The sequence below is a fragment of the Ruegeria pomeroyi DSS-3 genome (genome assembly GCF_000011965.2).
Classification (GTDB): Bacteria; Pseudomonadota; Alphaproteobacteria; order Rhodobacterales; family Rhodobacteraceae; genus Ruegeria_B; species Ruegeria_B pomeroyi.
Window position 1 is genome coordinate 1,608,782 of sequence record NC_003911.12, and the last position, 23,517, is coordinate 1,632,298.

The following is a 23,517-nucleotide window of genomic DNA, read 5'->3' on the forward strand; positions in this document are numbered from 1 at the left end:
GGCACTCAGGCCGCCGCAAAGGCGATGCGGGTGATCCCGGTCTGGCCGTTGACCGCGCCGCTCAGCGTCAGCAGATCCTGGCGCGAGGGGCTGGCAAAGCGATAGACGATCCCCTCGGGCGTCTTGTCAAACCCGACCAGCGCGGCATGGGCCAGCAGGTCCGGCATCTCGGTTTCGGAGAACACCTCGAGCGTGTGCAGCGCGTTGCCCTCGGTAAAGGAGGTGGTGTAAAGCGCCACCCCGCGCACCCGTCGCGACCAGCGGTTGAACAGTTCGGCCACGACCAGGGTGCCCACCGCGCTGCCCACCAGAAGCACCAGCCACGAGACGCTGACCGCTGCGGCGATCCCGCAGGAGATCATCAGGAAATAGGTGACCAGTTCCAGCGGCGATTTCACCGGGTTGCGGAACCGCACGATCGACAGCGCCCCCACCATACCCAGCGACAGGGCGATATTGCCCGAGATGACCGAGGTCAGCGAATAGGTGACCAGCGGCAACAGCAGCAAGGTCAGCGTATGCGAAAACGTTCGGATCCAGGTCTGACCGGAAAAGATCACGGCCTGTCGCACCAGCAGCGAGGCGCATAACAACAGCGCCACGGCCAGCAGCTTGTCCAGTTCGGATGTCAGCACGCCCATATCTCCCCCTCCGAGATTGTGCGGCAATCCTGAGATACGGCAACGCCGAACCCGCGCCATGCAACAAGCGCACCACATGGCAGTTCAGCGAAATCGGCAAGGCCCCCACCTCTGGATTACGCTTCTTGCGACCGGCGTCCTCGAACCCCCCGGGGCAACCGGATACGTATATCCTAATCAATAACTTGCCTCGTGGCCACGGTAATCGACGACCTTGGAAACTGTCTGTTTCCAGAATGGCCGCTAACCCCGGTGCCGCCTGCGGCGCAGCAGCGCGAACAGGGCCTCGATCTCGGGCAGACGACACAAGGCGCATCCGGCCAGGAACAGTGCTGCAACCGTCAGCGCATGGGCGCAGAGCAGCACCAGATCGCCCAGTCCGAATGGCTGCCAAAGCAGGGCCGAGACAAGCGCCGCAGCCACAGCCGCCCCGATCATCAGCGCGATCTGGCGCAGGTCCTGCCAGCTGCCCAGCGTGCCATGGCGGCGATGGAGCGCGCGCGCCAGCACCAAGGCCGAGCCGGTCGAGGCCAGCAGGATCGAGCTTGCCACGCCCTTGAGGCCGAACAGCGCGCCCAGCGGCAAACCGGCGGCAAAGCGGATCAGTAGGGCGGCGGCCGAGAACCAGAGGAAGACCCGCACCAGCGGCAGCCCGTCATCGGCCAGAACGGCGGGCAGAAAGGCGGCCAGCACCGCGTTCACCAGCAAGAGCGGCGCCAGGAACCGGACCAGATCGGCGGTGGCGGCGGTATCCTCGGCGGTAAAGGCGCCGCGCTCCAGCAGAAAGGTGATCAGGGGGGTGGCCGCGATCATGACAAAAGCCACCAGCGGCAGGGTCAGGAACAGGCTGATCCGAACAGCGGCGGCGATGCTGGGGCGGGCACCGGCCTCGGCCCCGGCGGCATGGGAGTATTCGGTGTAATAGGCCGAGTTCACCGCCGAGTTGACGGCGCCCGGTGCGGCACTCAGCAGGCGCTGGGCGACGAACATGATGGTGACGCCGCCCAGACCGGTCAGCGAGGCAAGCGCGGCATCGGCCCAGCCCATCGCCATCTGCGCGGCGGCGTTGATCGTGACCGCCGCGGCCCGGCGCGGCGTGCTCGGGCGGCGCGGCGTGGTGAGGCCGCCGCCGCCCATCCGGCGCAGGTCGCGCCAGCCCTGCACCGCGATCATCAGCGCCATCAGCGCAACCCCGATCACCAGCGCCCAGGACAGCGATAGCGGCGTCACCGCCGCCCCCGCGACCAGCAGCACCGGCAGCAGCGCCACCCGGGGCAGCAGACGCGCCAGCGTGGTCAGGCCAAAGCGGCGGCGGGCAAAGTTGAACGCCCCCGCCAGCGCCGCGATCCCGGTCAGCGGCAGGCACAGGGCGACCACGCCCAGCAGTTCGGCCGCCTTTGCCAGCCGGTCGTCATCGAAGCCCGGGGCCAGCAGCCGCACCACCGGCTCGGCAAAGACCCAGAGCGCCAGCGCGATCAGGCAGAGCAGCCCGATGATCGGGATGCCAAAGCGCATCAGCGCCCGCCGCATGCCGGAATGACCGCCGCCCTGCACCTCGCGCACGAATTCGGGTACCGCCAGCTGGTTGGTGGCCTCAAAGGTCATGGCGATGGCCGACAGCACGAACCGGCGCACGGTGAAATAGGCATCTGCCGCCGGGGTGGTGCCAAAGGCGGCGGTCTGCAGCACGATCAGCAGCACGCTGAGCAAAAGCCCGACCAGCTTGAGGGCGGTCATCAGCACGATATTGGCCAGAAGGCGCGCGGCGGACATGATCAGGTCAGGCCTTTCTGCGGGGGCCGAGGCCGCGCCCGCAAAGGGAAAACGGCGGTCCCTGCCGCCGGGAAACAAAGTGTTTCGGTACAAATCATCGAAATTCAGGTTGAATGCTTTCCGCCCTTGCTTGCAACATGAAATATTCGTCCCACCCGGCAGCTGTTGCTGCGGGCAGGGGCGGAAACCGTCGAGGGGGACGGATGTACGCCTATGAACGCATCACCGATCCGGCCGGGTTCGCCGCGATCGAGGACGAGTGGCGCGCGCTGGCCGAGGCCTGCGGCGGTGGCGGTGTCTTTGCCAGCCATGCCTTTCTGCTGAGCTGGGCCGAAACCTTTGGCCAGGGGCGGCGGCTGGCGGTCTCGCTGCTGCGCCACAAGGGCGCGCTGGTGGGTGCCCTGCCGATGTTTCACACCGGGCAGGCCCGCGCGGTTGCCGCCATGGGCGAGGGGCGGGCCGGCATGGCGCAATGGTTGCTGCATCCCGATCTGCCCGATGCCGACGCGGCGCTGGCGGCGCTGCTGCGGCCCGACTGGCTCAGCTTCTGGCGGCTGGAGCCGCTGGAAACCCCCGATGCCGAGGCACTGGAACGCGCGGCCCGGCGGGCCGGGCTGGCGGTACGGCGCAAGGCGACGATGCGCGCCTGCAGTGTGACGACCGAGGGCGATTTCGACAGCTATCTGGGCGGGCTCAAGTCCAAGACCCGGCAGGTGTTCCGGCGCAGCGAGCGCAAGCTGGCCGAGATGGAGGTGCGTGATCTGCGCTCGGACCGGGACGGGCGCGCCGCGCTTGATGCCTATCTGGCGGCCTCGCGCGCCTCGTGGAAGGGGCTGACCGGTACCGGCTACGGGGCCGCGCCCGAGGGGGTGGCCTTTGTCGAGAAGCTTTTCGAGCGGTTGGGCCCCGAGGCCTGTTACCTTGCCGCCCGGCAGGTCGGCGAAGTGGCGATCTCGGGTCGGTTCGTGCTGGTGCATGACAATATGCACTACGGAATGGCCAATGATTTCAACGAGGAATACGCCGATCTTGCAGTTGGGCGAAACTCGATCATGCAAAGTGTCCGCGACGCGTTCGAGGGTGGCGCGGCGGGCTTCGACTTTACCCGCTGCAACGGGTTGGTGCGTGAGGTTTCGACCGATGAACGCCCGCTGGAGCGGGTGCTGATCCATCGGCGGGGCGATCCGACGCTGGCGGCCTTTTTCGCCGCGCGCGGGCTGCGGCGTCTGCGCCGCAAGGCCAGCGGATGGCAGAAAGGCCGGCGCGGGGTGGTGTCGTGAAAGTGGTGCTGAGCCCTGACCTGACACACGCGCAACACGCCGCGGTCAGGGCCTTTTGCGATGCCAGCCCCGGCTACAGCTACCTTCAGGATCCCGACTGGCCCGACGTGATGCAGGGCGAAGGCGGGCGGCACAGCTATCGGCATGTGCTGGTCGAGCGCGACGCGGGCGGGCTGGCTGCCTATGGCGTGCTGCGGCTCAGCCCGGTGCCGGGCGGCCTGGCGCTTGGCGCGTTCCGGCGCGGTCCGGTGGTGGCCGCCCCCGCCGATCTGGAGCCGGTGCTGCGGGTGCTTCTGCCCGCCCTGCGCAATGCGGGCCTGATCACCGTCGCCATGAACCCGCGCTGGGAGGATGCCGAGGCCGAGACGGTCGAACAGGTGTTGGCGCGGTTGGGCGGGCAGGTGGCCCCGCCTGCACGTCAGCGCCTGCACAGTTGCACCGGCCTGATCGACCTTGCCCCGGTGCCCGAGGAGATCTTTGCCGCCTGCACAGCTCATGCGAGGCGCAATCTGCGCAAGCTCGACAAGCTGGGCCTGACCCTGCGCCCGGTCGCGGACGGGGCCGAAATGGTGCGTGTGCGTGACTGGACCGAGGCTTTTGCCCGCGCCCGCGATCTGACCACGCGCGGGCTGCCGGGGCTTGAGGCGCAGCGCGACTGGATCGCCCGCCATGGCGGCGCGCTGGTGATGGTCGAGGCCGAGGGCGCCCCGGTCGGGGCCTTTTCCCTGCTGCGCGACGGGCCGCGCCTGCTTAACATGTCCAACGGCTGGGCCGATCCCGATGCGCGCCTGCCGCGGTCCTATCTGGTCTATTGGTATGCGATCCGGCGCTGGGCGGGGAACGCCGAGCCGGACGGGCCGCGCTGGCTGGACCTGGCCGGGCGCGACGACCCGCGCGTACCCCGCAGCGATGCCGGGGCCGAGGGGCGCGAGCGGTTCAAGGACGGGTTTCCCCAACGCCATGTGGTCCTGCCCCGGATGCACCGGTTCGTCCTGCGCCCGCTGCTGGCCCGGGCGCTCGACGGGGTCGAGCGCCTGCGCGCTCAGGGCCAGCGTTCCAAGGTGACGGCCCCCAGATAAAGCGTGACGGTCTCGGGGTTGGAATTGGCGGTGATCCCGATCTGTAACCGGTCGATGGCGGCACGCTCGGCGGGCACATCGGGCAGGGTGCGGCCCCGGTTGTCGAGTACGCTTTTACCGTCGAGATAGACTTGCGAGTGGCCCGGCGCCGCATCGGTGCCCAGGCGCAGGTCCCAGGTGACCAGATGCCAGCGGCCGCTGGTCAGCGCGGGCGCGCTGTCATCGGCCCAGGCATGGCCGCCGCCGATCTTCTTGCGATCCACCCGCAAGCGACCATGACGCAGGTAGAGCCGCAGGCCCGGATTGCCGGGCTGGCCACAGAATTTGCATTCCAGATCAAACAGATGGATCGAGTTGGCGGGGGTGCCGGGGGGCAGGAACAACTCGGCTGTGACACGGATGCGACTGCCCGGGCCAAGCGGATCGAAAGGCAGGATCAGCGCCGCCTTGCCCACCTTGCCTGCCTGTTTCGCTCCGGCCCGTGCCCGGATCACCTGCCGGGCGCCGACCGGATCAGGGGCGGGGGCAAGGGTGCCGTTCTGCTGTTGCAGACGCAGGTCGGGGCGGGCCATCAGGTCGGGCGCGGTGGCATGATGCTCGACCAGTGGCGCCGCCTGCGCCGCGGTGGCGGCGATCAACAGGAGAACAAGCGATCTGAACAGCGGGTACATCCGGGCCTCGGCTCTGGTCGCCTCAGGCTGTCACCCCCGGCGCCGCGCCGCAAGGGGGGCGATGCAATCGGCAAAGGTCTGGGCCGCAGCGGCATGGGCATAGCGCGCCGAGAGGGTCGGGGCGGCGGTCTGCGCGGCGCGCAGCGGTTCGGGCTGGCCCGCCATTTCGACAATGCCGCGCGCCAGCGCGTCGATATCGCCGATGGGAACGATGCGGCCCGCAGCGCCCGCCTGCGCCAACAGCCGCCTTGGTCCGTCGCAATCGGTGGCCAGCACCGGCGTGCCCTGGGCCAGCGCCTCGACCACCACATTGCCAAATCCTTCGCGATGGGACGGCAGGACCAGCAGACCGGCGCCCGCCATATGCCGCGCCACATCCGGGCTGTAGCCGGGTAGCGTGACCGCGTGCTGCAAGCCCAGCGCCGCGATCAGCGCCTCCAGCTCAGGCCGGGCCGCGCCCTCGCCCAGCAGCGTCAGCCGCAACTCGGGGCGTGTGCGCAGGGCCCGGGCAAAGGCCTGGATCAGGTCGGCATGCCCCTTGGCCGGATGCAGCCGCCCCACCGCCAGCACCAGCGCCGGATCGCGCGGCGGGCCGTTGCCCTCAGCCACCGTCTGCGCCAGGGCCATTGCCTCGGGCGACAGGACCGGGTTGGGCAGGGTGGCGACGGCGGGCCGGTCCAGCGCCAGCGCCGCCAGCCAGTCAGCACCCAGCCCCTCGGTCGGGACCGCCAGCAGATCGGCCAGCGGATAGAGCCGCCGCATCAGCCAGCGGCGTGGCCCGGGATGGCGTGCCATCGCCAGATAGGCGGCGGGAGAGCTGTGTTCGCTGATGATCACCACGGGGCGCTGGTGGGCGGGCAGCAGCCGGGCCGCCAGCAGTGCCGCGATATTGCGCGCATTGGTGCCGGAATAGACCGCGTCCATCCCCGCCAGCGCCGCGCGCAGCGCCCAGAGTGAGGCCATCGCCCGTCGCCCACCCAGATCGACGATCTCGACCGTTTCGGGGATCTGGTCCAGCAGTTCGCCGGTACGGCTGCCCAGGATCAGGCGGATTCGAAAACGGCGGTCCTGCAACTGCCGGATCAGCGCGAGGGTCGAAATTTCGATGCCACCCGAGCGCAAATGCGGCAACACAATGGCAAGCCGGGGAGGCGTGACAGGGGAATTATCCATAATCGTATCGCCCCGGAATTGTATACGGGTGACAACCACGCTGCGAGGGGGCTAACATTCTCATATTAAGGCAAAACAATAATGGCCATCGAGCTGAACTGTATCGGAAACAGACTGTTTCCAACCGCCCGTTATGTTCAAGGTTAATGTGGCGATAAGGTGGCGACATTGTGACCGTTTCGAAGGGGGAGCCCATTTTCGGGCAAGCGAGACGGGTATGAGGGGTTTGGCAGATGAAGATAGACATCTACAAGGTCGATACCGACCTTGCCGGTGTCGACGGGGGGCGTCGGCTGTTTGACGCCATCGCTCCGTTGCCGGCACAAGTGTACCGCGAAGCGCCTTCGGTGCAGGGGCTGCGCGACGGGGCGTTTGTTGCGCAGCCCCCATTGGTTCGACCACACAAGGGGCCAGCGGCGCCACGTGGGCTGATGTCGCCGGCGACCGTCAGGTCGGGCTATGTGCCGCGATATCCGCTGTTCGACGCGGCGCTCAACCGGGTGCTGGCGGCGCTGGCCGTGATGGCGGTGGCTCCGGTTCTGCTGTTTCTATCCTGTCTGGTGCTGTTATCCAGCGGGCGTCCGGTCTTCTACTCGGGCGTCCGTTTAGGAAAGGACCGCAAGCCATTCAAGATATTGAAATTCAGAACACTCGTGCCCGATGCGGCAGCACAGACCAGCCGGTCCACATTGCCAAAGCGAACCCTGCTGGAAACCAATATCGGATCCTATCTGCGCAAATCCCGGCTGGACGAACTGCCGCAGCTGATCAACATCCTCAGGGGCGACATGGTCTTTTTCGGCCCGCGTCCGGTGCGCCCCGAACTGCTTGATCTTTATATGCGCGAGGCGAGCGGCTTTGCGCTGCGGTTCAACGTCAAGCCGGGCCTGGTGGGCATGTCGCAGGCGCTGTTGCCGCATTCGGCGGGCAAGCGGCTGCGCGGGCGGTTCAACTCGCTGTGTTGCCGGGCGCCGATGAATTACTGGGCGACGCTGGGTTTCGTGCTGCATGTGGGGGTGACGGTGCTGCGCCGGGCCGGGCGTGGGGTGCTGGACATGGTTCTGCACCTGGGCAGCCCGGCGATGCGGTTCAATTTCCTGCGTTCGGGCTTTCACCGGCCGCGCCACACGGTGGCGCAGTTCGAGATGGAAGGCGAGACCGTAACTGCCGGCGTGGTCGGCATTTCGGATCAGATCGTGCAATTCGTCAGCCCGCTGCCGCCCCGGCGCCGGCGCTATGCGCTGACCATCGACCGCAAGCTGGCCTCGGGCCGGCACCTGCGGATCAGTGTCGAGGTCGAGGTGAAATCGGTGTTTCCGCTGGGTGTCGGCAAATCCGGTTTCCTGTGCCATGCCTCTTATGCAGCGGGCAGCCCCTATCAGCGGTACCGGATCGAGCGCTATCTGCTCGACGAGACCGTGTTGTCGACCTGAGGTGGTGTGATGTCCGATGCCCGCTCCCTGACAGCGCATACCACCGCCCGCCGCGCCACGCGCCGGCGCCTGCTGGTGCGGCTGCTGGCGGTGGCGCTGGTCAGCGGCCTCGCCGGTGGCGCTGTGGCGGCGCTGACCGGGGCGGCGGGGTGGGCCTTCGGGCTGCTGGCGGCGGTTTCCGGCTATCTGGTGGCGGCGCGCCTTTGGCGCCTGGAACCGGGTGTTCCGGTGCTCACCTATCACAGTGTCAGCGACAACGCCGCCTGGCTGCCGTGGCGGGCCGAGATCTCGATCCGGCCGGCCTCGCTTGACCGGCAGCTGCGCCTGTTCCGCCGCATGGGGCTGCAGGTCGTCGACAGCGAGACGCTGGTACGGGCGCGGCTGGCGGGGCGGCCGGTGCCGGGCAACTGGCTGGCGCTGCATTTCGACGATGGCTATCTGGACAACTGGGTGGCCGCCGCGCCGATCCTGCGCCGCCATGGCGCCTGTGCCACGCTGTTCGTGTCCACCGACTTCATCGCGCCGCCGCAGCCCCTGCGCCCGATGCTGGGGCAGGACGGTCCGCTGCGCTGGGATGGTTACCTCAGCTGGGACGAGCTGCGCGCGCTCGAGGCCGAGGGCACCTTTCGCATCGAGGCGCATGGTACCGATCATGGCCGCATCGCCACCGGGCCCGAGACGGTGGACCACCTGACGCCCGAGAATGCGGGGCGGCTGTCGTGGATGCAATGGGCGCGGATGCCCGGGGACAAGCATGACTGGTACCTGCGCCGCAGCCGCCCGGTGCCGCTGGGCAGTGCCGTGCCCATCAGCGCGCCCGCATTGGCCGCGCGGGGCTGGTCGCCCGCCACCGGGCAGGAAAGCGATGCGGCATATGACGCCCGGGTGCGGGCGGTTCTGGCCACCAGCCGGACCCTGATCACCCGCGAGATGGGCCGCGCGCCGGTGCTGTTCTGCTGGCCGCAGAATCAGACCAGCGACCGGGCGAGGGTGCTGGCGCAACAGGCGGGGTTCCTTGCCACCACGGCTGGTCAGGCGCGCAATACCGCGACGGACCCGGCGGCGACCCTGTCGCGGCTGCATATCGGCGAGGATTACGCGGGCCTGCGCTGCGGCTGGATCGACGATCTGGCGGTGCGTGCGCAGATCCGCTGTTTCCAGGGGTTCGTGGGATGGGTCGCCGTGCTGGGCGCAGTGGGCGCGCTGCGCCGCATTGTGCGGGTGCTGGTGCGGCTCCGTTCCCATGGGCGCCGCACCGGATCGGGCGCCTTGCAGGAGGGGATGTCATGAAACTGGCCGTCATCGTCACCGAGTTTCCCAAGACCACCGAAACCTTCATCCTGCGCGACCTGATGGTCTTTCTCGAGGCCGGGGTGGACCTGCGCCTGTATCACCTGGCGCCCTGGCGCAATGATCAGATCCTGCACGATTTCGGCGCCGAGGCGGGGCGGTGCGCGCGGCATGTGCCGCTGGTGTCGCCGCGCTCGCTGGCGGCCCTGGCGGCGCATCCGCTGACCGCCGCGCGGCTGGCGGGCAGCATCGCGCTGCATCAGGGGCGCGAGGCGAAATTCGCGGCCAAGTCGCTGGCGCTGCTGCCTGCGGCGATGCGGCTGGGACAAGAGCTGCGCGACTGGGGCGCTGATCACATCCATGCGGAATTTGCCGGCCATCCCGCCACCGCCGCCTGGATCGCCCATCGCGTCTCCGGCGTGCCCTATTCGATCAGCTGCCGGGCGCATGACATCTTTCGCAGTCAGCGTCTGTTGGAGCAGAAATTCGCCGACGCTGCGCTGGTGCGGGCGGTCAGCACCTATGCCAGCCGCTTTCTGGCCGAGCATGTGCCGGGCATCCGCCAGCAGGATGTGGCCGTCATCCATTCCAGCGTCGATGTCTCGGCGATCACCCCCAGCGCGCCGCCGCCGCCCGAAGACGGGTTCCGCATCCTCTATGTCGGCTCGCTGCAACAGCGCAAGGGTGTGGATGTGCTGCTGAAGGCGCTGGCCGGGTTCGACCGGCCGGGCTGGCAGCTTGACATCGTCGGCGACGGGCCGGACCGGGCCAAGCTTGAGGCCTTGAGCGCCCAGCTGGGCCTGAACGACCGGGTGCATTTTCTCGGCCAGCGGCCATTCGGAGAGATCGACGGGTTCTACCGCGCCGCCTCGGTCTGTGTCGCGCCCTCGATCATCGGGCCCAATGGCCGGACCGAGGGCATTCCCAATGTGATGATCGAGGCGCTGGCCTATGCCCGGCCCGCCATCTCGACCAATGTCTCGGGCATCCCCGAACTGATCCGGCCCGGCGAGACCGGCTGGCTGACCGAACCGGGCGATGTGGCGGGGCTGACGGCGGCCCTGACAGAGGTGCATGACGCGCCCGAGGCGGCCAGCAAACTGGCGTGGAAGGGGCGCGCGCTGGTCGAGCGCGAGTTCGACCTGCGGGTCAATGCCCGGCGCCAGCTGGAGCTGTTCGCCGCCGCGCGCAAGGGGCAGGCGCCGCAGGGCGCCCGCACGGTGACGCCATGATCGCGCCGCGCCCCATCTTTGTTCTGGGCCTGCAACGATCTGGCACCACGCTGATCGGCAACCTGCTGGCGGCGCATCCCGATGTGGCGGCGGCAACCGACCCGCATCATCGCGGCATCCACGAGAGTGTCTTTTTCTCGCATTTCGCCCGCGCCTGGGACTGGCGCGACCCCGCCGCCCGCGCGCGCGCCGTCGCGGCCTTTCTGGACAGCGATTATGGCCGCCTGCTGGACCTGACGGCCGAGGACTGCCACCGGCTGGAGCGGATCGGCGACCCGGAGGTGTTCTTTCGCCAGGCGATGAGTGCCCATGCCCGCCAGCAGGGTGCGCTGGCCTGGGTCGAGAAATCGCCCCATCATGTGCACGAGGCGGCGCGGATCGCCGCCGCCTATCCCGATGCGCGTTTTGTTGCGATCCACCGCGACAGCGCCGGTCTGGTGCGCTCACGGCTCTGGGCCTATGGCCGGGTGCCGCGCGCCGGGCTGGCCCGGCTGCCCGCGGTGCTGCGCGGCGCGCTGTCGAACGCCTATCACCGGCGGGTTCTGCGCCGCTTTGCCCACCATTTCCCGGACCGGGTGGTCACGCTTGAATATCGCGCTTTTGTGGCGGGCGGAGCCGCCTCGGTGGCGGCGATGATCGCGGCGCTGGGCCTGCCGTCCGCGCCCGGCCTTGCGCCCGAATACGCGCCCAACAGCAGCTTTGCCGGGCCCGACGCGGCGGCGTCGCTGACCCGGATTGACCATGCCGCCATCGCGCTTGCCGGGGTGCTGTGTGCGCTGGTGCCGCTGTGGCTGCTTGATCGTCTGCGCGCCGGGGCGTCCTCCCGCCGGCGCCTCGAATTTCCCCGCTGGGTGTGGAGCGGCCTCGTGCCGCCGCCAGCCTCTCATTCCGGGCCTTCGCTGGCGGTGCCGCTTGGCGCCGACACGATGACCCATATGCAGGAGAATCCCTCGCCATGTCGCGACTAGAGTTGATCCACGACCTGCCCAGCCCGGCCCGCACCCGGCCCGCCGACCCCACCGGGCCGCGCGACGGCGCAAACGAGGCACCGCGCCAGAACGAGGCGGGTGCCGCCATCCGTCACGTGGCCGAGCTGATGCGGCAGAGCCGGCGGATGATCCTGCTGCTGATGCTGGGCTGCGCGGCGCTGTCCTGTGCCTATGCGGTCTACAAGCTCAACTTCTCGCCGGTCTACCGGGCCTCGGCCAAGGTGACCGCCCAGCCCACCGATGCCGAACTGCGCTATTCGCAGGTCTATGTGCGCTCGTCCTCGCTGGACAGTGCCAATGTGATCACCCGCAGCCATATCGAATATCTCAAGAGCCGCGAGATCGCCGAGCGCGCCCGGCTCGAGGTGTTCGGCGCCGCGGGGGCCGCGCCCGAAGAGCAGCAGATCCCGGCGCTGCTCGCCTTTGCCAAGACCGCCAAGCAACAGGTCGAGGCCGGTCTGCGCTGGCTCAACTCCGGCAGTGCCGGAGCAGCGGCGGGTGAAAAGGATCTGGTGACCGAGATCCAGGACGCGATCGAACTCAGGATGGTCGAAAGCTCGTTTGTGATGGAAATCTCGGTGGCCTGGGAGGATCCGAAGATCGCCGCCGAGCTGGCCAATGTGCTGGCGCGGGTCTATCGCACCCGCAGCCGCGAACAGGTGGCCGCCACCACCGGCGAGTTGACCAGCTTTCTTGAGACCCAGAAACTGGCGACCGAGCGCCGCCTGTCCGACCTGATTGACGAGCGCAACGCGCTGCGCACCGCCTCGGGCGTGGTCGAGATCGAGACCGAGCGGCGCGAATTGCTGGCCCGCCTGTTTGCCGAATCCGCCCAGCGCGATGCCGACCGCCGCAGCCTGCTGGCCATTCAGGCGCAGCTGCGCGCCTTTTTGCCCGACCGGCCGCTCAACCGGCATGACGGGCTGACCCAGACCACCAAGGAAGAGCTGAACCTGTCGCGCCTGCGCGAGGTGGAACTGGACGCCGCCGTGGTCGAAAGCGACAAGATCGTCGCCCGGCTGGAACAGCGGATCGCGGCGCTGGCCAAGCTTGAGACCCGGTTCGAGGGGCTGAACTCGGAAATCGAGCGCACCCGGGGGCAGCTGAACGATATCGACGCGCGCCTGTTGGAGGTCCGCATCAGCGAGGCCGAAAGCATCGAGACCCTGCGCATCGTCGATCTGGCAACGCCGCCGGCGCTTCCGGAAGAGCCCAAGGTGGTGAACCGGACCGTGATGGGGGCGATGTCGGGCTTCCTGCTGGCGATGATGCTCGTACTCAGCCGCGATTACATGGCGACCCGTCTGCGCACCCAGACCGATCTGTCCGGCGTGTCCGGGCTGCGGGTGCTGTCTCCGGCGGCGCTGGGCGCGGCGGAGCTGACGGGCGCACCGGCGGCCGAGGAAAAGGGCGCCACCGCATCCGAGCTGTCGCGGCCCTATCTGGACTGGGATGCGCTCGATACCGACGACATGGTGGCGGTGCTCGATATCTCGGACCCGCGCCGCGCCGAGGCGGTGGGCCGCCGGGTGATGCAATGTTACCCCTATAGCGATCAGGTTCATACCGGGCTGCTGCGGCGCGCGGTGCGTCCGGGCAACATGCCGCCCAGCGCGGCGGTGCTGATCACGCTGGGCCGGGACGAGCTGTCGGCGGGTGAATTGCGCGACTATCTCGACCAGCTGCGCGCCCTGTCGCGCGCGCTGCCGGTGGCGGTGGCCTTTGTCGATATCCGGGGGCGCGTGGGATGATCCCGGCGCCCCGGCAGCTGGCGCTGGGCTTTGGCGGCGCGCTGCTGGCCGCCGCCGCCGCGCTGTCCGGCCCGGCCCTGGCCGTGGGGGCATTGGCCGGGGCGCTGGCCGGATTTGCCGTACTGGGCAACACCGTGCTGGGCGCCTATCTGCTGGTGGCGCTGGCCCAGCTCGACGGGATCGCACTGCTGGTTGATCGACACCTGCCGATCTCGCTGTTCAAGCTGGTCAGCGCGCTGGTCCTGCTGTCGCTTGTGCTGACGGTGCGGCGCCATCCGCTGATGCAGGGCCGGTTGCGGCTGTCGCCCACCGCGATGTTCACCCTGCTGTTCGCGATCTGGCTGTGTGTCTCGTATCTGGCCTCGGATTGGCGGGCCTATTCCTATGACCATACCAAGGGGTTCCTGCAGACCCTGCTGCTGGTGCCGATCCTTGGCCTGACCGTCACCGCGCCCCGGCACCTGCGGCGCATGGTGCTGGTGATCGCGGCCAGCGGCGCGATTTCAGCGGTTTTCGTCATCCTCGAGACCGTGTTCGGGCTGCGGCTCTTGCCCTATGCGGACGAGGGCGATGTCGCCGCATGGCTGGGGGCGGTGCGCTCGGCCGGGGCCTCGGCCTATAACCCCACCACCGCCTCGCATCTGATGGCGGTCAGCCTGATGCTGGCGCTGGTGATGGCGCTTCATGACCGGCGCGGGCGCCGGCTGTGGGTCTTGATTTCGCTGCTCTGCCTGGTGGCGCTGCCGATGATGGGCGCGCGATCGGGCGCGATTGCCGTGGCCATGGGGATCGGGCTGATCGGCTTTCGCATGCGTCATCACCGGCTGTTCCCGGCGGTGGCATTGGCGGCTGTCGGGGCGCTGGTCTTTGCGGTGCTGAACGCGCCGGACACGCTGGTCGAACGGTTCGGCGTGCTGGGCGATTTCCTGGGCGAGGGCGACACGGCGGACCGCTCGCTGCTGCGGCGGCTCAGCTACAACCAGATCGGGCTGTCGCTCTGGGCGGAAAACCCGGTGACCGGGCTGGGGCCGGGGGCCTATCCGGTCAATTACGCCAGCGACGCGTTCCGCTGGTATCCCGGGCGCGAGGCCGAGGCGCGCCAGCTTCACAACGCTTATCTCGAGGTGGCGGTGGAAACCGGCATCGTCGGCATCGCGCTGTTCCTGGGCGCGCTGCTGAGCGCGGCCTGGGCGGCGCTGAAGGCGGGGCTGCACCCGGTGAGCGAGGTGCAGGTACTGGCACAGGCGCTGGGGGTTGCAATGGCGGTGTTCATGTTTGCCAGCCTGTTCATGCCGAACGAGGATATCAAATACACCTGGATACTGGCCGCGCTCTGCGCGCGCGCGGCGCAGCTGGCGCGCGGCTGGCGTCCGGATGCGGGGCAGGGGTCATGACGCTGCTGTTCTGGACCTGCCTGGGGCTGATCCTGTTTTCGCTGGTTGGTTATGGCCTGCTGTGGATCGGATTGGCGCGGCTGGTGCGCGACCGCCCGACCCATCCGCCGGTGACGCAGTCGGCCACAGTACTGATTGCCGCGCGCAACGAGGCGCGCGATATCGGCGCCAAGATCCGCTCGCTCAGGGCGCAGCGGAGGGGCGCGCACCGGGTGCGGGTGCTGGTGGTCTCGGACGGGTCCGAGGATGCCACCCTGGCCGAGGCCGAGGCGGCGGCAGCGGGCGACCGCGATATCCAGGTGATCGGGTTGTCGCAGCATGGCGGCAAGGCGGCAGCGCTCAATCACGGGCTGGCGATGATCCCCGAGGGGGAGATCGTGATCTTTTCGGATGCCAACAGCCTGCTGGATGAGGATGCGCTGATCCGCCTGTTGGCACCCTTTGCCGACCCCGGCGTCGGGGGCAGCATCGGCCAGCTGGGCATCAAGGGCCGTGACGGGCTGATGGCGCGGGCCGAGCGGCTTTACTGGCGTTACGACAATGCGCTGAAACGGGCCGAAGACCGGATCGCGGGCACGGTTTCGGCCCAGGGCACGCTTTACGCGGTGCGCCGGGGGCTGGTCGGGGTGGTGCCGGCGGATATGGCCGACGATCTGGCGATCTCGCTGGGGGTGGTGGCGCGCGGCTATCGTCTGGCCTATGCGCCCGGCGCGGTGGCGCGCGAGGCGGTGACCTCGAACCTGCGCGGCGAGTTCGGGCGGCGGGTGCGCTCGACCGAGCGCGGCTGGCGCGGGCTGATGCATTACGGCGGGCTGATGAACCCGGCTCGGACCGGGCTCTATGCGGTGCAGCTCTTCTGTCACAAGGTGCTGCGCCGGCTGGTCGCAGTGCTTCTGCCGCTGTTGCTCCTCTCCAATATCGCGCTGCTGGATCAGGGCATGTTCTATGTGGTGACCTTCCTGGCGCAGATCGTACTCTGTGCGGTGGCATTGGCCGCGGTGAGCACCGTCTGGGGCAAGCGGCTGCCGGGGGCCTCGGTCGCGGTGCTGTTCGTGATGGGGCACGCGGCGATCTTCTGGGCGCTGCTGCGCTATGCCATGGGGGTACGCTCGACCAAATGGGCGCCCGTGCGCGGCTAGCGGGCAAGACTTTTAAGTAAAAGTCTTGGCAAAAGTCTGAATTCAGACTTTTGTTCCGACGGGTTCGAAACTCGGTGCCCTCTCTCGAGGGCAATAGGGCGCCGATACCGGGCCCGGCATCGGCTCAGGCCTTGCGCGAGAACGGGTCGGGAGGGGTGTTGAGGCGAAGATGCCGCATGAAGGCGCGCGCGGGTCTTGTCATCGGCCGGGTCTCGGAGACCAGGAAATAGCTGCGGTACTCCAGATCCGAGGCAAAGGGCACAAAGGCCAGATCACCGGCGCGGTAATGGTAGATGGGGAAGGGGTTGATCACCGTCACCCCAACCCCCTCGCGCGCCAGATCGGCGGCGGCAAACGAGGTCGAGACCTCGGCCACGATACGCGGTGTGGCGCGGGCCTGATGCAGCAGCCGTTCCAGCTGGCCCCTGCGCACATGGCGGCGGGTCAGCGCGATCATGTCCTGCCCGTGCAGGTCGGCCGGCCCGATCTGCCCGCGCCTTGCCAGCGGGTGATCCGTCGGCATCGCACAGACCGCGCCCGAGACCCGATAGGGCATGGTCTTGACGCCCGCGCGGCTCTGCTCGATGCCGCTGATGCCCAGGTCAAAGCGGTCGTCCAGAATGCCGCGCGTGACCTCGTCCGAGGTGTTGACCTCGAAACTGACGAAAAAGGCCGGGTTCATCTCCATGAAACTGCTGATCTGCGCCACCAGAAACCGGTGCGCGTAAGAGGGGGGGGCGATCAGGCGCAGCGTCTCGCGCACCGGTTCGGTCTGTCCGTCGATCCGGTCGAGCGCCTCGAACAGCGGATCGAGCCGCAGGTTGAGGCGCACCGCCTCTTGCGTCGGGCGCAGCCGGCCCGCCTCGCGCTCGAACAGCGGGCTGCCCAGCCGGTTTTCCAGGCTGGCGATCGAACGGCTGACCGCCGATTGCGACAGGCCCAGCTGATGCGCGGCGCCGGTGGTGGTGCCGGTCTGCATCAGCGCGCGCAAGGCGAAATATTCGGGCAGCGAATGCCAGGTCTTGGGTCTGGTCATGGAGTGGTCTCAAAATCAGACTAGATTTATGAGTTCAACTCATACAGTTTTTCCTCTCCCATGCAAATTTCTTCTTCTATCATCCGGGAAACCGCCATCGGGGGAGGGTCATCATGCCGGCAACGCATCCGGCGATCATCGACGGACATAACGATGTCCTGCTCAAGCTGTATCGCGCGGGCGGGCTCGCGCAGGCGGGAAGCTTCCTGACCGGGCGCGACGGCGCGCTTGATCTGCCCAAGGCGCAGGCGGGCGGTTTTGGCGGCGGCTTCTTTGCCGTTTACGTGCCCTCGCCGATGGATCGCGAAGCCCGCGATGCAGAGATGACCAATGTCAGCTATGACCTGCCGCTGCCCGAACCGATCGACTGGGAGGACGCGCTGCCGGTGGTGTTGAGCCAGGCCGCGATCCTGTTCGAGCTGGAACGCCAGGGCGCGCTGAGCGTCTGCCGCAGCGTGGGAGAGATGCGCGCGGCGCTGGCGGCGGGACGGATCGCCGCCATTTTCCACATCGAAGGGGCCGAGGGGATCGACCCCGACCTGCATATGCTGGATGTGCTGCACGCGGCCGGGTTGCGCTCGCTGGGGCCGGTCTGGAGCCGCAACACGATCTTTGGCCACGGGGTGCCGTTCCGCTTCCCTTCGGGGCCCGATATCGGGCCGGGGCTGAGTGATCACGGCATCCGGCTGGTGCGGCGCTGCAATCAGCTGGGTATCCTGGTCGACCTGTCGCACATGAATGCGGCAGGGTTCTGGGATGTTGCCCGCCATTCCGACAAACCGCTGGTCGCGACCCATTCCAATGCCCATGCGCTCTGTCCTATCTCGCGAAACCTGACCGATGATCAGCTGCGCGCGATTGCCGAGAGTGACGGGATGGTGGGGCTGAATTTCGCGGTGGCCTTTTTGCGCGCGGATGGGCGCAAGCTGAGCGATGTGCCGGTCGAGACCATGCTGCGCCATCTCGATCACATGATGGGCATCCTGGGCGAGGACGGCGTTGGCCTCGGTTCGGATTACGACGGCGCCATCGTGCCCGAGGCACTGACCACGGTTGCCGACCTGCCGGTGCTGCGCCAGGCCATGGCAGACCATGGCTATGGTGCGGTGCTGATCGACAAACTGTGCCGCGACAACTGGCTCAGGGTTCTGGAACGGACCTGGGGCGGGTAAGCGCGGCCGGAATTGACCAAGACCAAGATAACAGGAGAGGAAAAGACAAATGAACGCTTTGAACCGACTTCTATCAAGTGCCGTGCTGGGTGCGGCGGTCCTGATGACCGCGCCCGCGCCGATGGCGATGGCCGAAACCCCGCCCAACATGCTGGTGATCGCGCACCGGATCGACGACATTACCACGCTGGACCCGGCCGAAAGCTTTGAATTCGCGGGCTCCGACCTCAGCCGCAATGTCTATATGCGGCTGGTGAATTTCGACCCGATGGACCTGAAAGCAGGCTATCAGCCCGAGATCGCCGAAAGCTGGACAGTGAGCGAGGACAAACGCTCGATCACCTTTACCATCCGCGAGGGGCTGAAGTTCCATTCCGGCAATCCGGTGCGCGCCGAGGATGTGGAATTCTCGCTGCAACGGGCGGTGATCCTGAACAAAACGCCCGCATTCATCCTGACCCAGTTCGGCTTTACCGCCGAAAACGCGGCCGAGACCATCAAGGCCGAGGGCAATACGGTGACCATCACCACCGACAAGCCCTATGCGACCTCGTTTGTGCTGAACTGTCTGACCGCGGTCATCGGCGGCATTGTCGACAAGGAAGTCGTCATGGCCAACGAGCAGGATGGCGACATGGGCAATACCTGGCTCAAGACCAACACCGCCGGCTCGGGCGCCTACAAGCTGGTCAGCTGGAAGCCGAATGAAAGCATCACCATCCAGTCCAACCCCGACTATTACCGGGGTGCCCCGGCGATGGAGCGCGTGATCGTGCGCCATGTGCAGGAAAGCGCCAGCCAGCGCCTGCTGCTGGAGCGCGGCGATATCGACATCGCCCGCAACCTGAACCCCGAGGATATCGCCGGCGCGCGCAATGCCGAGGGTGTCAAGATCGACGAAGAGCTGAAGGGGCGGTTGATGTATGTCTCGCTCAGCCAGAAACACCCCGAACTGTCCAAGCCGCAGGTGCGTCAGGCCTTCAAGTATCTGGTCGACTACGAGGGGATGAAGAACAGCTTCCTCAGCGGTCAGTACACCATTCACCAGAACTTCCTGCCGCAGACCTATCTGGGGGCCTCGGACGCCGCACCGTTTACCTATGACGTGGAAAAGGCCAAGGCGCTCTTGGCCGAGGCGGGCATCCCCGAAGGCATGGAGATCGAGGTCGGCGTGCGCGAGGCGCAGGAGCGGATCGAGATCGCCCAGTCGTTGCAGAACGCGCTGGGGCAGGTGGGCATCAAGATGAACATCACCATCGGCACCGCCAAGCAGATCCTCAGCCGTTATCGGGCGCGGGAACTGGATGTCTATCTGGGCGCCTGGGGTCCGGACTATCCCGATCCGCACACCAATGCGGGCACCTTCGCTTATAACCCGGACAATTCGGACGCGGCACAGGCCACCGGTCTGCTGGCCTGGCGCAACAGCTGGGACACCGGCGGGCTGACCGCCAAGACGGACGCCGCCGTGGTTGAAAACGATCGCGACATGCGGGCCAAGATGTACGAGGAGATTCAGGCCGAGTTCCGCGAAACCTCGCCCTTTGTCATCATGTTCCAGCAGATCGAGCAATCGGCGCAGCGCGACAACGTGATGAACTTCTCGACCGGGCAGGCCATCACCTCGGCGTCTTACTGGCAAGTCACCAAGTAAATGGCACTGAGCGAAAACAATCGTGAGAGGCGCGTTCGCGCGTCTCTCAGCCCTTGGCTGAAGGGGGTCCTGGTGGCCCTCGGGTCGGTCTCGATCACCATGCTGGGGCTGCTGCTCATCACCTTCATCATCGGTCGGGTGATGCCGATCGACCCGGTGCTGGCGATCGTGGGCGAGCGTGCCAGCCAATCCACCTATGATGCGGTGTACGAGCAGCTTGGCCTCGACAAACCGCTGTTGGTGCAGTTTCTCTATTACCTCTGGGATGTGCTGCATGGCGATTTCGGCATGTCGCTGCTGAACGCGCGCCCGGTCTCCGAGGATATCGCCCGCGTCTTTCCCGCCACGCTGGAACTGGCCACGCTGGGCACGCTGATCGGCGTGCTGCTGGGCGTGCCGCTGGGCGTCATCGCCGCCGTGCGCCGGGGCAGCTGGATCGACCAGATCGCCCGCGTCGTGGCGCTGGTGGGCTATTCGATGCCGATTTTTTGGCTGGGCCTGATGGGCCTTTTGATCTTTTACGGCGTGCTTGGCTGGGTCGGCGGGCCCGGTCGGCTGGATATCTTCTATCAGGACATCGTGCCCACGCGCACGGGCATGATCCTGATCGACAGTGCCATCGCCAGCGAATGGGGCGTGTTCCGCAACGCGTTTTCGCACATCATCCTGCCCGCGACGCTCTTGGGCTATTACTCGCTGGCCTATATCAGCCGCATGACGCGGTCCTTCATGCTGGAACAGATGTCGGCGGAATACATCACCACCGCCCGCGTCAAGGGCATGTCCGAACGGCAGGTGATCTGGGGTCACGCGTTCCGCAACATCCGGGTGCAGCTGATCACCGTGATCGCGCTGAGCTATGCCAACCTGCTCGAAGGGTCCGTGCTGACCGAGATCATCTTCAGCTGGCCGGGGATCGGCAGCTATATCACCACCGCGCTTCTCAGCGCCGACATGAACGCCGTGCTGGGCGGAACCGTTGTGGTGGGGCTGATCTTCATCTGTCTCAACCTGTTTTCCGACCTGCTTTACCGGGTCTTCGATCCGAGGTCGAAATGAGCGAAACACTCACCCTGCGGCAATGGCTGCTGACCGACGAGCCGACCTCGCGCCGTCACGCCCGGCTTGCCAGCCTTTACAAGGGCTGGCTGACCCTGCGCGGCAACACCATGGCGATGTTCGGGCTGGGCATCCTGGTGGCGCTGGTGCTGATGGCGCTGTTTGCGCCACTCATCGCTCCGCATGATCCCTATGTGCAGAACCTGGGCAACCGGTTGCAGCCGCTGGGCAGCCCCGGCCACCCGTTCGGCACCGACAGTCTGGGCCGCGATATCCTGAGCCGGCTGATCTATGGCAGCCGCATCACCCTTTACATCGTGACGCTGGTGGCGCTGATCGCGCCCGTGGCGGGGCTGCTGGTGGGCACCGTGGCGGGCTATGTCGGCGGTTGGGCCGATGTGGTGCTGATGCGGATCACCGATATCTTTCTGGCCTTTCCCCGGCTGGTTCTGGCGCTGGCCTTTGTGGCGGCACTGGGCGCAGGGATCGAGAACGCAGTGCTGGCGATCTCGCTGACCGCATGGCCGCCCTATGCGCGCATGGCGCGGGCCGAGACGCTGACCATCCGCGCCTCGGACTATATCAGCGCGGTGCGCCTGCAGGGGGCAAGTCCCGTGCGGATCATCACACGGCATATCTGGCCGCTCTGCATCTCGTCGCTGATCGTGCGGGTGACGCTGGACATGGCCGGCATCATCCTGGCTGCCGCGGGCCTGGGCTTTCTCGGCCTTGGCGCGCAACCGCCCAGCCCGGAATGGGGCGCGATGATCTCCGAGGGGCGCCGTTTCATCCTCGATCACTGGTGGGTCGCCACCATGCCGGGCCTGGCGATCTTTACCGTCAGCCTGGCCTTCAACCTGTTGGGCGACGGGTTGCGCGACGTGCTCGACCCCAAGGAGGGCAGCCAATGAACCTGCTGGAGGTCGAAAACCTGTGGGTCAAGTTCCCAACCCGTCAGGGCGTGGTCGAGGCGGTGCGCGGCATTTCCTTTTCGCTGGGGCGCGAGCGGCTGGGCATCGTGGGCGAAAGCGGTTCGGGCAAGTCGATGACGGGCCGCGCCATCCTGCGCCTGATCCGCCCGCCGGGGATGATCGAGGCCGACCGGATCGCGCTGGAAGGGCAGAACCTGCTGGACCTGAGCGAAAAGGACATGCGCGCGGTGCGGGGCGAACGGATCTCGATGGTGATGCAGGACCCCAAATTCTCGCTGAACCCGGTGATGCGCGTGGGCGACCAGATCATGGAGGCCTATCTGCTGCACAACAAGGTGGGCAAGGCCGAGGCGCGCAAACGCTCGCTGGAAATGCTCGAGGCGGTGTCGATCCGCGACCCCGAACGGGTGATGCGGGCCTATCCGCACGAGGTGTCGGGCGGTATGGGCCAGCGGATCATGATCGCGATGATGCTGATCCCCAACCCGCAGATCCTGATCGCGGACGAGCCGACCTCGGCGCTGGATGTGTCGGTACAGCGGCAGGTTCTGAACATCATGGACGATCTGGTGAAACAGCGCGGTATGGGGCTGATCTTTATCAGTCACGATCTCAATCTGGTGTCGGAATTCTGCGACCGGGTGCTGATCATGTATGCGGGCCGCATCGTCGAGGTCTGTGATGCCGACAAGCTGCATCAGGCGACCCATCCCTATACGCGGGGTCTGCTGAATTCGCTGCCGCGGCTGGATCAGCCGCGCGCCAAGCTGGAGGTGCTGAGCCGCGATCCTGCCTGGTCCGATGCGCCAAGTGTCGGAGGGCGGGCATGAACATGATCGAGATCGAAGGGCTGAACGTCTGGTTCGGCCATGGCATCGACCGGGTCGACGCGGTGCGCGGCGCCAGTTTCTCGGTGGCACGCGGCGAAAGCTTTGGCCTGGTGGGCGAAAGCGGTTCGGGCAAGTCCACCATCCTGCGGGCGATCACCGGGCTGGCGCCGGACTGGTCCGGGCGGGTCACCATCGACGGGCAGGCGCTGGCGGGCGGCAAGCGTGACCGGGCCTTTTTCCGCAAGGTGCAGATGGTGTTTCAGGATCCCTACGCCTCGCTGCACCCGCGCCATTCGGTGGATCAGGTCCTGTCGGAAACCCTGCATCTGCATGGCATCCCCGATATCGACACCCGGGTTCGCAGCCTGTTGGACGATGTGGGGCTGGGCGGGCGGTTCCGCTTCCGCTATCCCCACCAGCTGTCTGGCGGTCAGCGCCAGCGGGTGGCGATTGCCCGCGCGCTGGCGGGCGAGCCCGAGATCCTGCTTTTGGACGAGCCGACCTCGGCGCTGGATGTCTCGGTTCAGGCCGAGATCCTGAACCTGCTGACCGATCTGCGCGAGGAACATAACCTCACCTATCTGATGGTCAGCCATGACCTGTCGGTGATCGGCCATATGTGCGACCGCCTTGCGGTGATGAAGGACGGCGAGATTGTCGAGGTGATGGATGTGGCCGCGTTGCGCGACATGCGCGCCGAACACGCCTATACCCGCGATTTGCTGGCCGCATCGGTGGCGCCGGGGGTGCGAACCGCTTGACGGCCGTGTCTCCAGGGGCGCGCTGGATTGGCACGCACCTGTGCACCTGCCAAGTCGCATCCAGATATGTATTCAAAATCAACGCGCAATGCGAATGTTCTCATGTTTTTCATGAGCTTTCTTGAGCGATTCGCTCTGCTTTGACATGAGTTCGGGCTCTACGCGCCAACACTCATGCGGGGCCGTTCGATTTGGTCGTATTTGCACAAGAATACAGCATCTTGGTGG

Annotated in this window: 20 protein-coding genes; 15 read left to right on the forward strand and 5 right to left on the reverse strand. The window is 67.0% G+C overall.

Annotated features, from left to right (window positions below):
* Window positions 1-5 precede the first annotated feature (5 nt).
* Both SPO_RS22165 and SPO_RS07785 read right to left on the reverse strand, forming a co-directional pair.
* On the reverse strand, window positions 6-641 hold the full coding sequence (locus SPO_RS22165; protein ID WP_051420335.1) for a DUF4956 domain-containing protein: 636 nt from the start codon (window positions 639-641) through the stop codon (window positions 6-8).
* A 243-nt stretch (window positions 642-884) separates the two neighbouring features.
* Window positions 885-2,414 (reverse strand): lipid II flippase MurJ, encoded by a 1,530-nt coding sequence (locus SPO_RS07785; RefSeq protein WP_011047267.1) that lies wholly within the window; start codon window positions 2,412-2,414, stop codon window positions 885-887.
* A 203-nt stretch (window positions 2,415-2,617) separates the two neighbouring features.
* Between SPO_RS07785 and SPO_RS07790 the strand changes: the two genes are divergently transcribed.
* Together SPO_RS07790 and SPO_RS07795 are read left to right on the forward strand one after the other, a co-directional pair.
* Window positions 2,618-3,694, forward strand: coding sequence for a GNAT family N-acetyltransferase (locus SPO_RS07790; protein WP_044028106.1), 1,077 nt, complete (start codon window positions 2,618-2,620; stop codon window positions 3,692-3,694).
* Entirely contained in the window at window positions 3,661-4,773 is a 1,113-nt protein-coding gene (locus SPO_RS07795) for a GNAT family N-acetyltransferase (protein ID WP_044028107.1), read from the forward strand. Before SPO_RS07790 ends, SPO_RS07795 begins: the two co-directional genes overlap by 34 nt.
* On the opposite strand, the gene SPO_RS07800 is transcribed toward SPO_RS07795, so the two are convergent.
* Window positions 4,737-5,444 (reverse strand): hypothetical protein, encoded by a 708-nt coding sequence (locus tag SPO_RS07800; protein WP_011047269.1) that lies wholly within the window; start codon window positions 5,442-5,444, stop codon window positions 4,737-4,739. The genes SPO_RS07795 and SPO_RS07800 overlap by 37 nt on opposite strands.
* 30 nt (window positions 5,445-5,474) lie before the next feature.
* On the reverse strand, window positions 5,475-6,617 hold the full coding sequence (locus SPO_RS07805; protein ID WP_011047270.1) for a glycosyltransferase: 1,143 nt from the start codon (window positions 6,615-6,617) through the stop codon (window positions 5,475-5,477).
* A gap of 233 nt (window positions 6,618-6,850) precedes the next feature.
* On the opposite strand from SPO_RS07805, the gene SPO_RS22170 reads away from it, so the two are divergent.
* Genes SPO_RS22170 through SPO_RS07840 form a run of 7 tightly spaced genes read left to right on the forward strand, consistent with a single transcriptional unit; the run spans window position 6,851 to window position 15,845 of the window.
* Window positions 6,851-8,050 (forward strand): sugar transferase, encoded by a 1,200-nt coding sequence (locus tag SPO_RS22170; protein WP_011047271.1) that lies wholly within the window; start codon window positions 6,851-6,853, stop codon window positions 8,048-8,050.
* A 9-nt stretch (window positions 8,051-8,059) separates the two neighbouring features.
* Window positions 8,060-9,340 (forward strand): polysaccharide deacetylase family protein, encoded by a 1,281-nt coding sequence (locus tag SPO_RS07815; RefSeq protein WP_044028108.1) that lies wholly within the window; start codon window positions 8,060-8,062, stop codon window positions 9,338-9,340.
* On the forward strand, window positions 9,337-10,572 hold the full coding sequence (locus tag SPO_RS07820) for a glycosyltransferase family 4 protein (protein WP_011047273.1): 1,236 nt from the start codon (window positions 9,337-9,339) through the stop codon (window positions 10,570-10,572). Before SPO_RS07815 ends, SPO_RS07820 begins: the two co-directional genes overlap by 4 nt.
* Window positions 10,569-11,540: a sulfotransferase family protein gene (locus SPO_RS07825; protein ID WP_011047274.1), complete on the forward strand. Its 972-nt coding sequence runs from the start codon at window positions 10,569-10,571 to the stop codon at window positions 11,538-11,540. Before SPO_RS07820 ends, SPO_RS07825 begins: the two co-directional genes overlap by 4 nt.
* Window positions 11,528-13,312, forward strand: a complete 1,785-nt coding sequence (locus SPO_RS07830) for a GumC family protein (protein ID WP_084790957.1) — start codon at window positions 11,528-11,530, stop codon at window positions 13,310-13,312. Before SPO_RS07825 ends, SPO_RS07830 begins: the two co-directional genes overlap by 13 nt.
* Window positions 13,309-14,706: an O-antigen ligase family protein gene (locus tag SPO_RS07835; RefSeq protein ID WP_011047276.1), complete on the forward strand. Its 1,398-nt coding sequence runs from the start codon at window positions 13,309-13,311 to the stop codon at window positions 14,704-14,706. The genes SPO_RS07830 and SPO_RS07835 overlap by 4 nt, the downstream gene beginning before the upstream one ends.
* Entirely contained in the window at window positions 14,703-15,845 is a 1,143-nt protein-coding gene (locus tag SPO_RS07840) for a glycosyltransferase family 2 protein (RefSeq protein WP_011047277.1), read from the forward strand. The genes SPO_RS07835 and SPO_RS07840 overlap by 4 nt, the downstream gene beginning before the upstream one ends.
* 124 nt (window positions 15,846-15,969) lie before the next feature.
* Here SPO_RS07840 and SPO_RS07845 read toward each other — a convergent pair whose 3' ends face one another.
* Complete coding sequence (locus SPO_RS07845) at window positions 15,970-16,881, reverse strand: LysR substrate-binding domain-containing protein (protein WP_011047278.1); 912 nt, start codon at window positions 16,879-16,881, stop codon at window positions 15,970-15,972.
* A gap of 113 nt (window positions 16,882-16,994) precedes the next feature.
* On the opposite strand from SPO_RS07845, the gene SPO_RS07850 reads away from it, so the two are divergent.
* Genes SPO_RS07850 through SPO_RS07875 form a run of 6 tightly spaced genes read left to right on the forward strand, consistent with a single transcriptional unit; the run spans window position 16,995 to window position 23,289 of the window.
* Window positions 16,995-18,053 (forward strand): dipeptidase, encoded by a 1,059-nt coding sequence (locus SPO_RS07850; RefSeq protein ID WP_011047279.1) that lies wholly within the window; start codon window positions 16,995-16,997, stop codon window positions 18,051-18,053.
* 49 nt (window positions 18,054-18,102) lie between these two features.
* Complete coding sequence (locus SPO_RS07855) at window positions 18,103-19,707, forward strand: ABC transporter substrate-binding protein (protein ID WP_011047280.1); 1,605 nt, start codon at window positions 18,103-18,105, stop codon at window positions 19,705-19,707.
* Window positions 19,708-20,766: an ABC transporter permease gene (locus SPO_RS07860; protein WP_011047281.1), complete on the forward strand. Its 1,059-nt coding sequence runs from the start codon at window positions 19,708-19,710 to the stop codon at window positions 20,764-20,766. It begins immediately after the preceding gene.
* Window positions 20,763-21,677, forward strand: a complete 915-nt coding sequence (nikC, locus tag SPO_RS07865) for a nickel transporter permease (protein ID WP_011047282.1) — start codon at window positions 20,763-20,765, stop codon at window positions 21,675-21,677. Before SPO_RS07860 ends, nikC begins: the two co-directional genes overlap by 4 nt.
* Entirely contained in the window at window positions 21,674-22,528 is an 855-nt protein-coding gene (locus SPO_RS07870) for an ABC transporter ATP-binding protein (protein ID WP_011047283.1), read from the forward strand. Before nikC ends, SPO_RS07870 begins: the two co-directional genes overlap by 4 nt.
* On the forward strand, window positions 22,525-23,289 hold the full coding sequence (locus SPO_RS07875) for an ABC transporter ATP-binding protein (RefSeq protein WP_011047284.1): 765 nt from the start codon (window positions 22,525-22,527) through the stop codon (window positions 23,287-23,289). The genes SPO_RS07870 and SPO_RS07875 overlap by 4 nt, the downstream gene beginning before the upstream one ends.
* The last annotated feature ends 228 nt before the right edge of the window (window positions 23,290-23,517 follow it).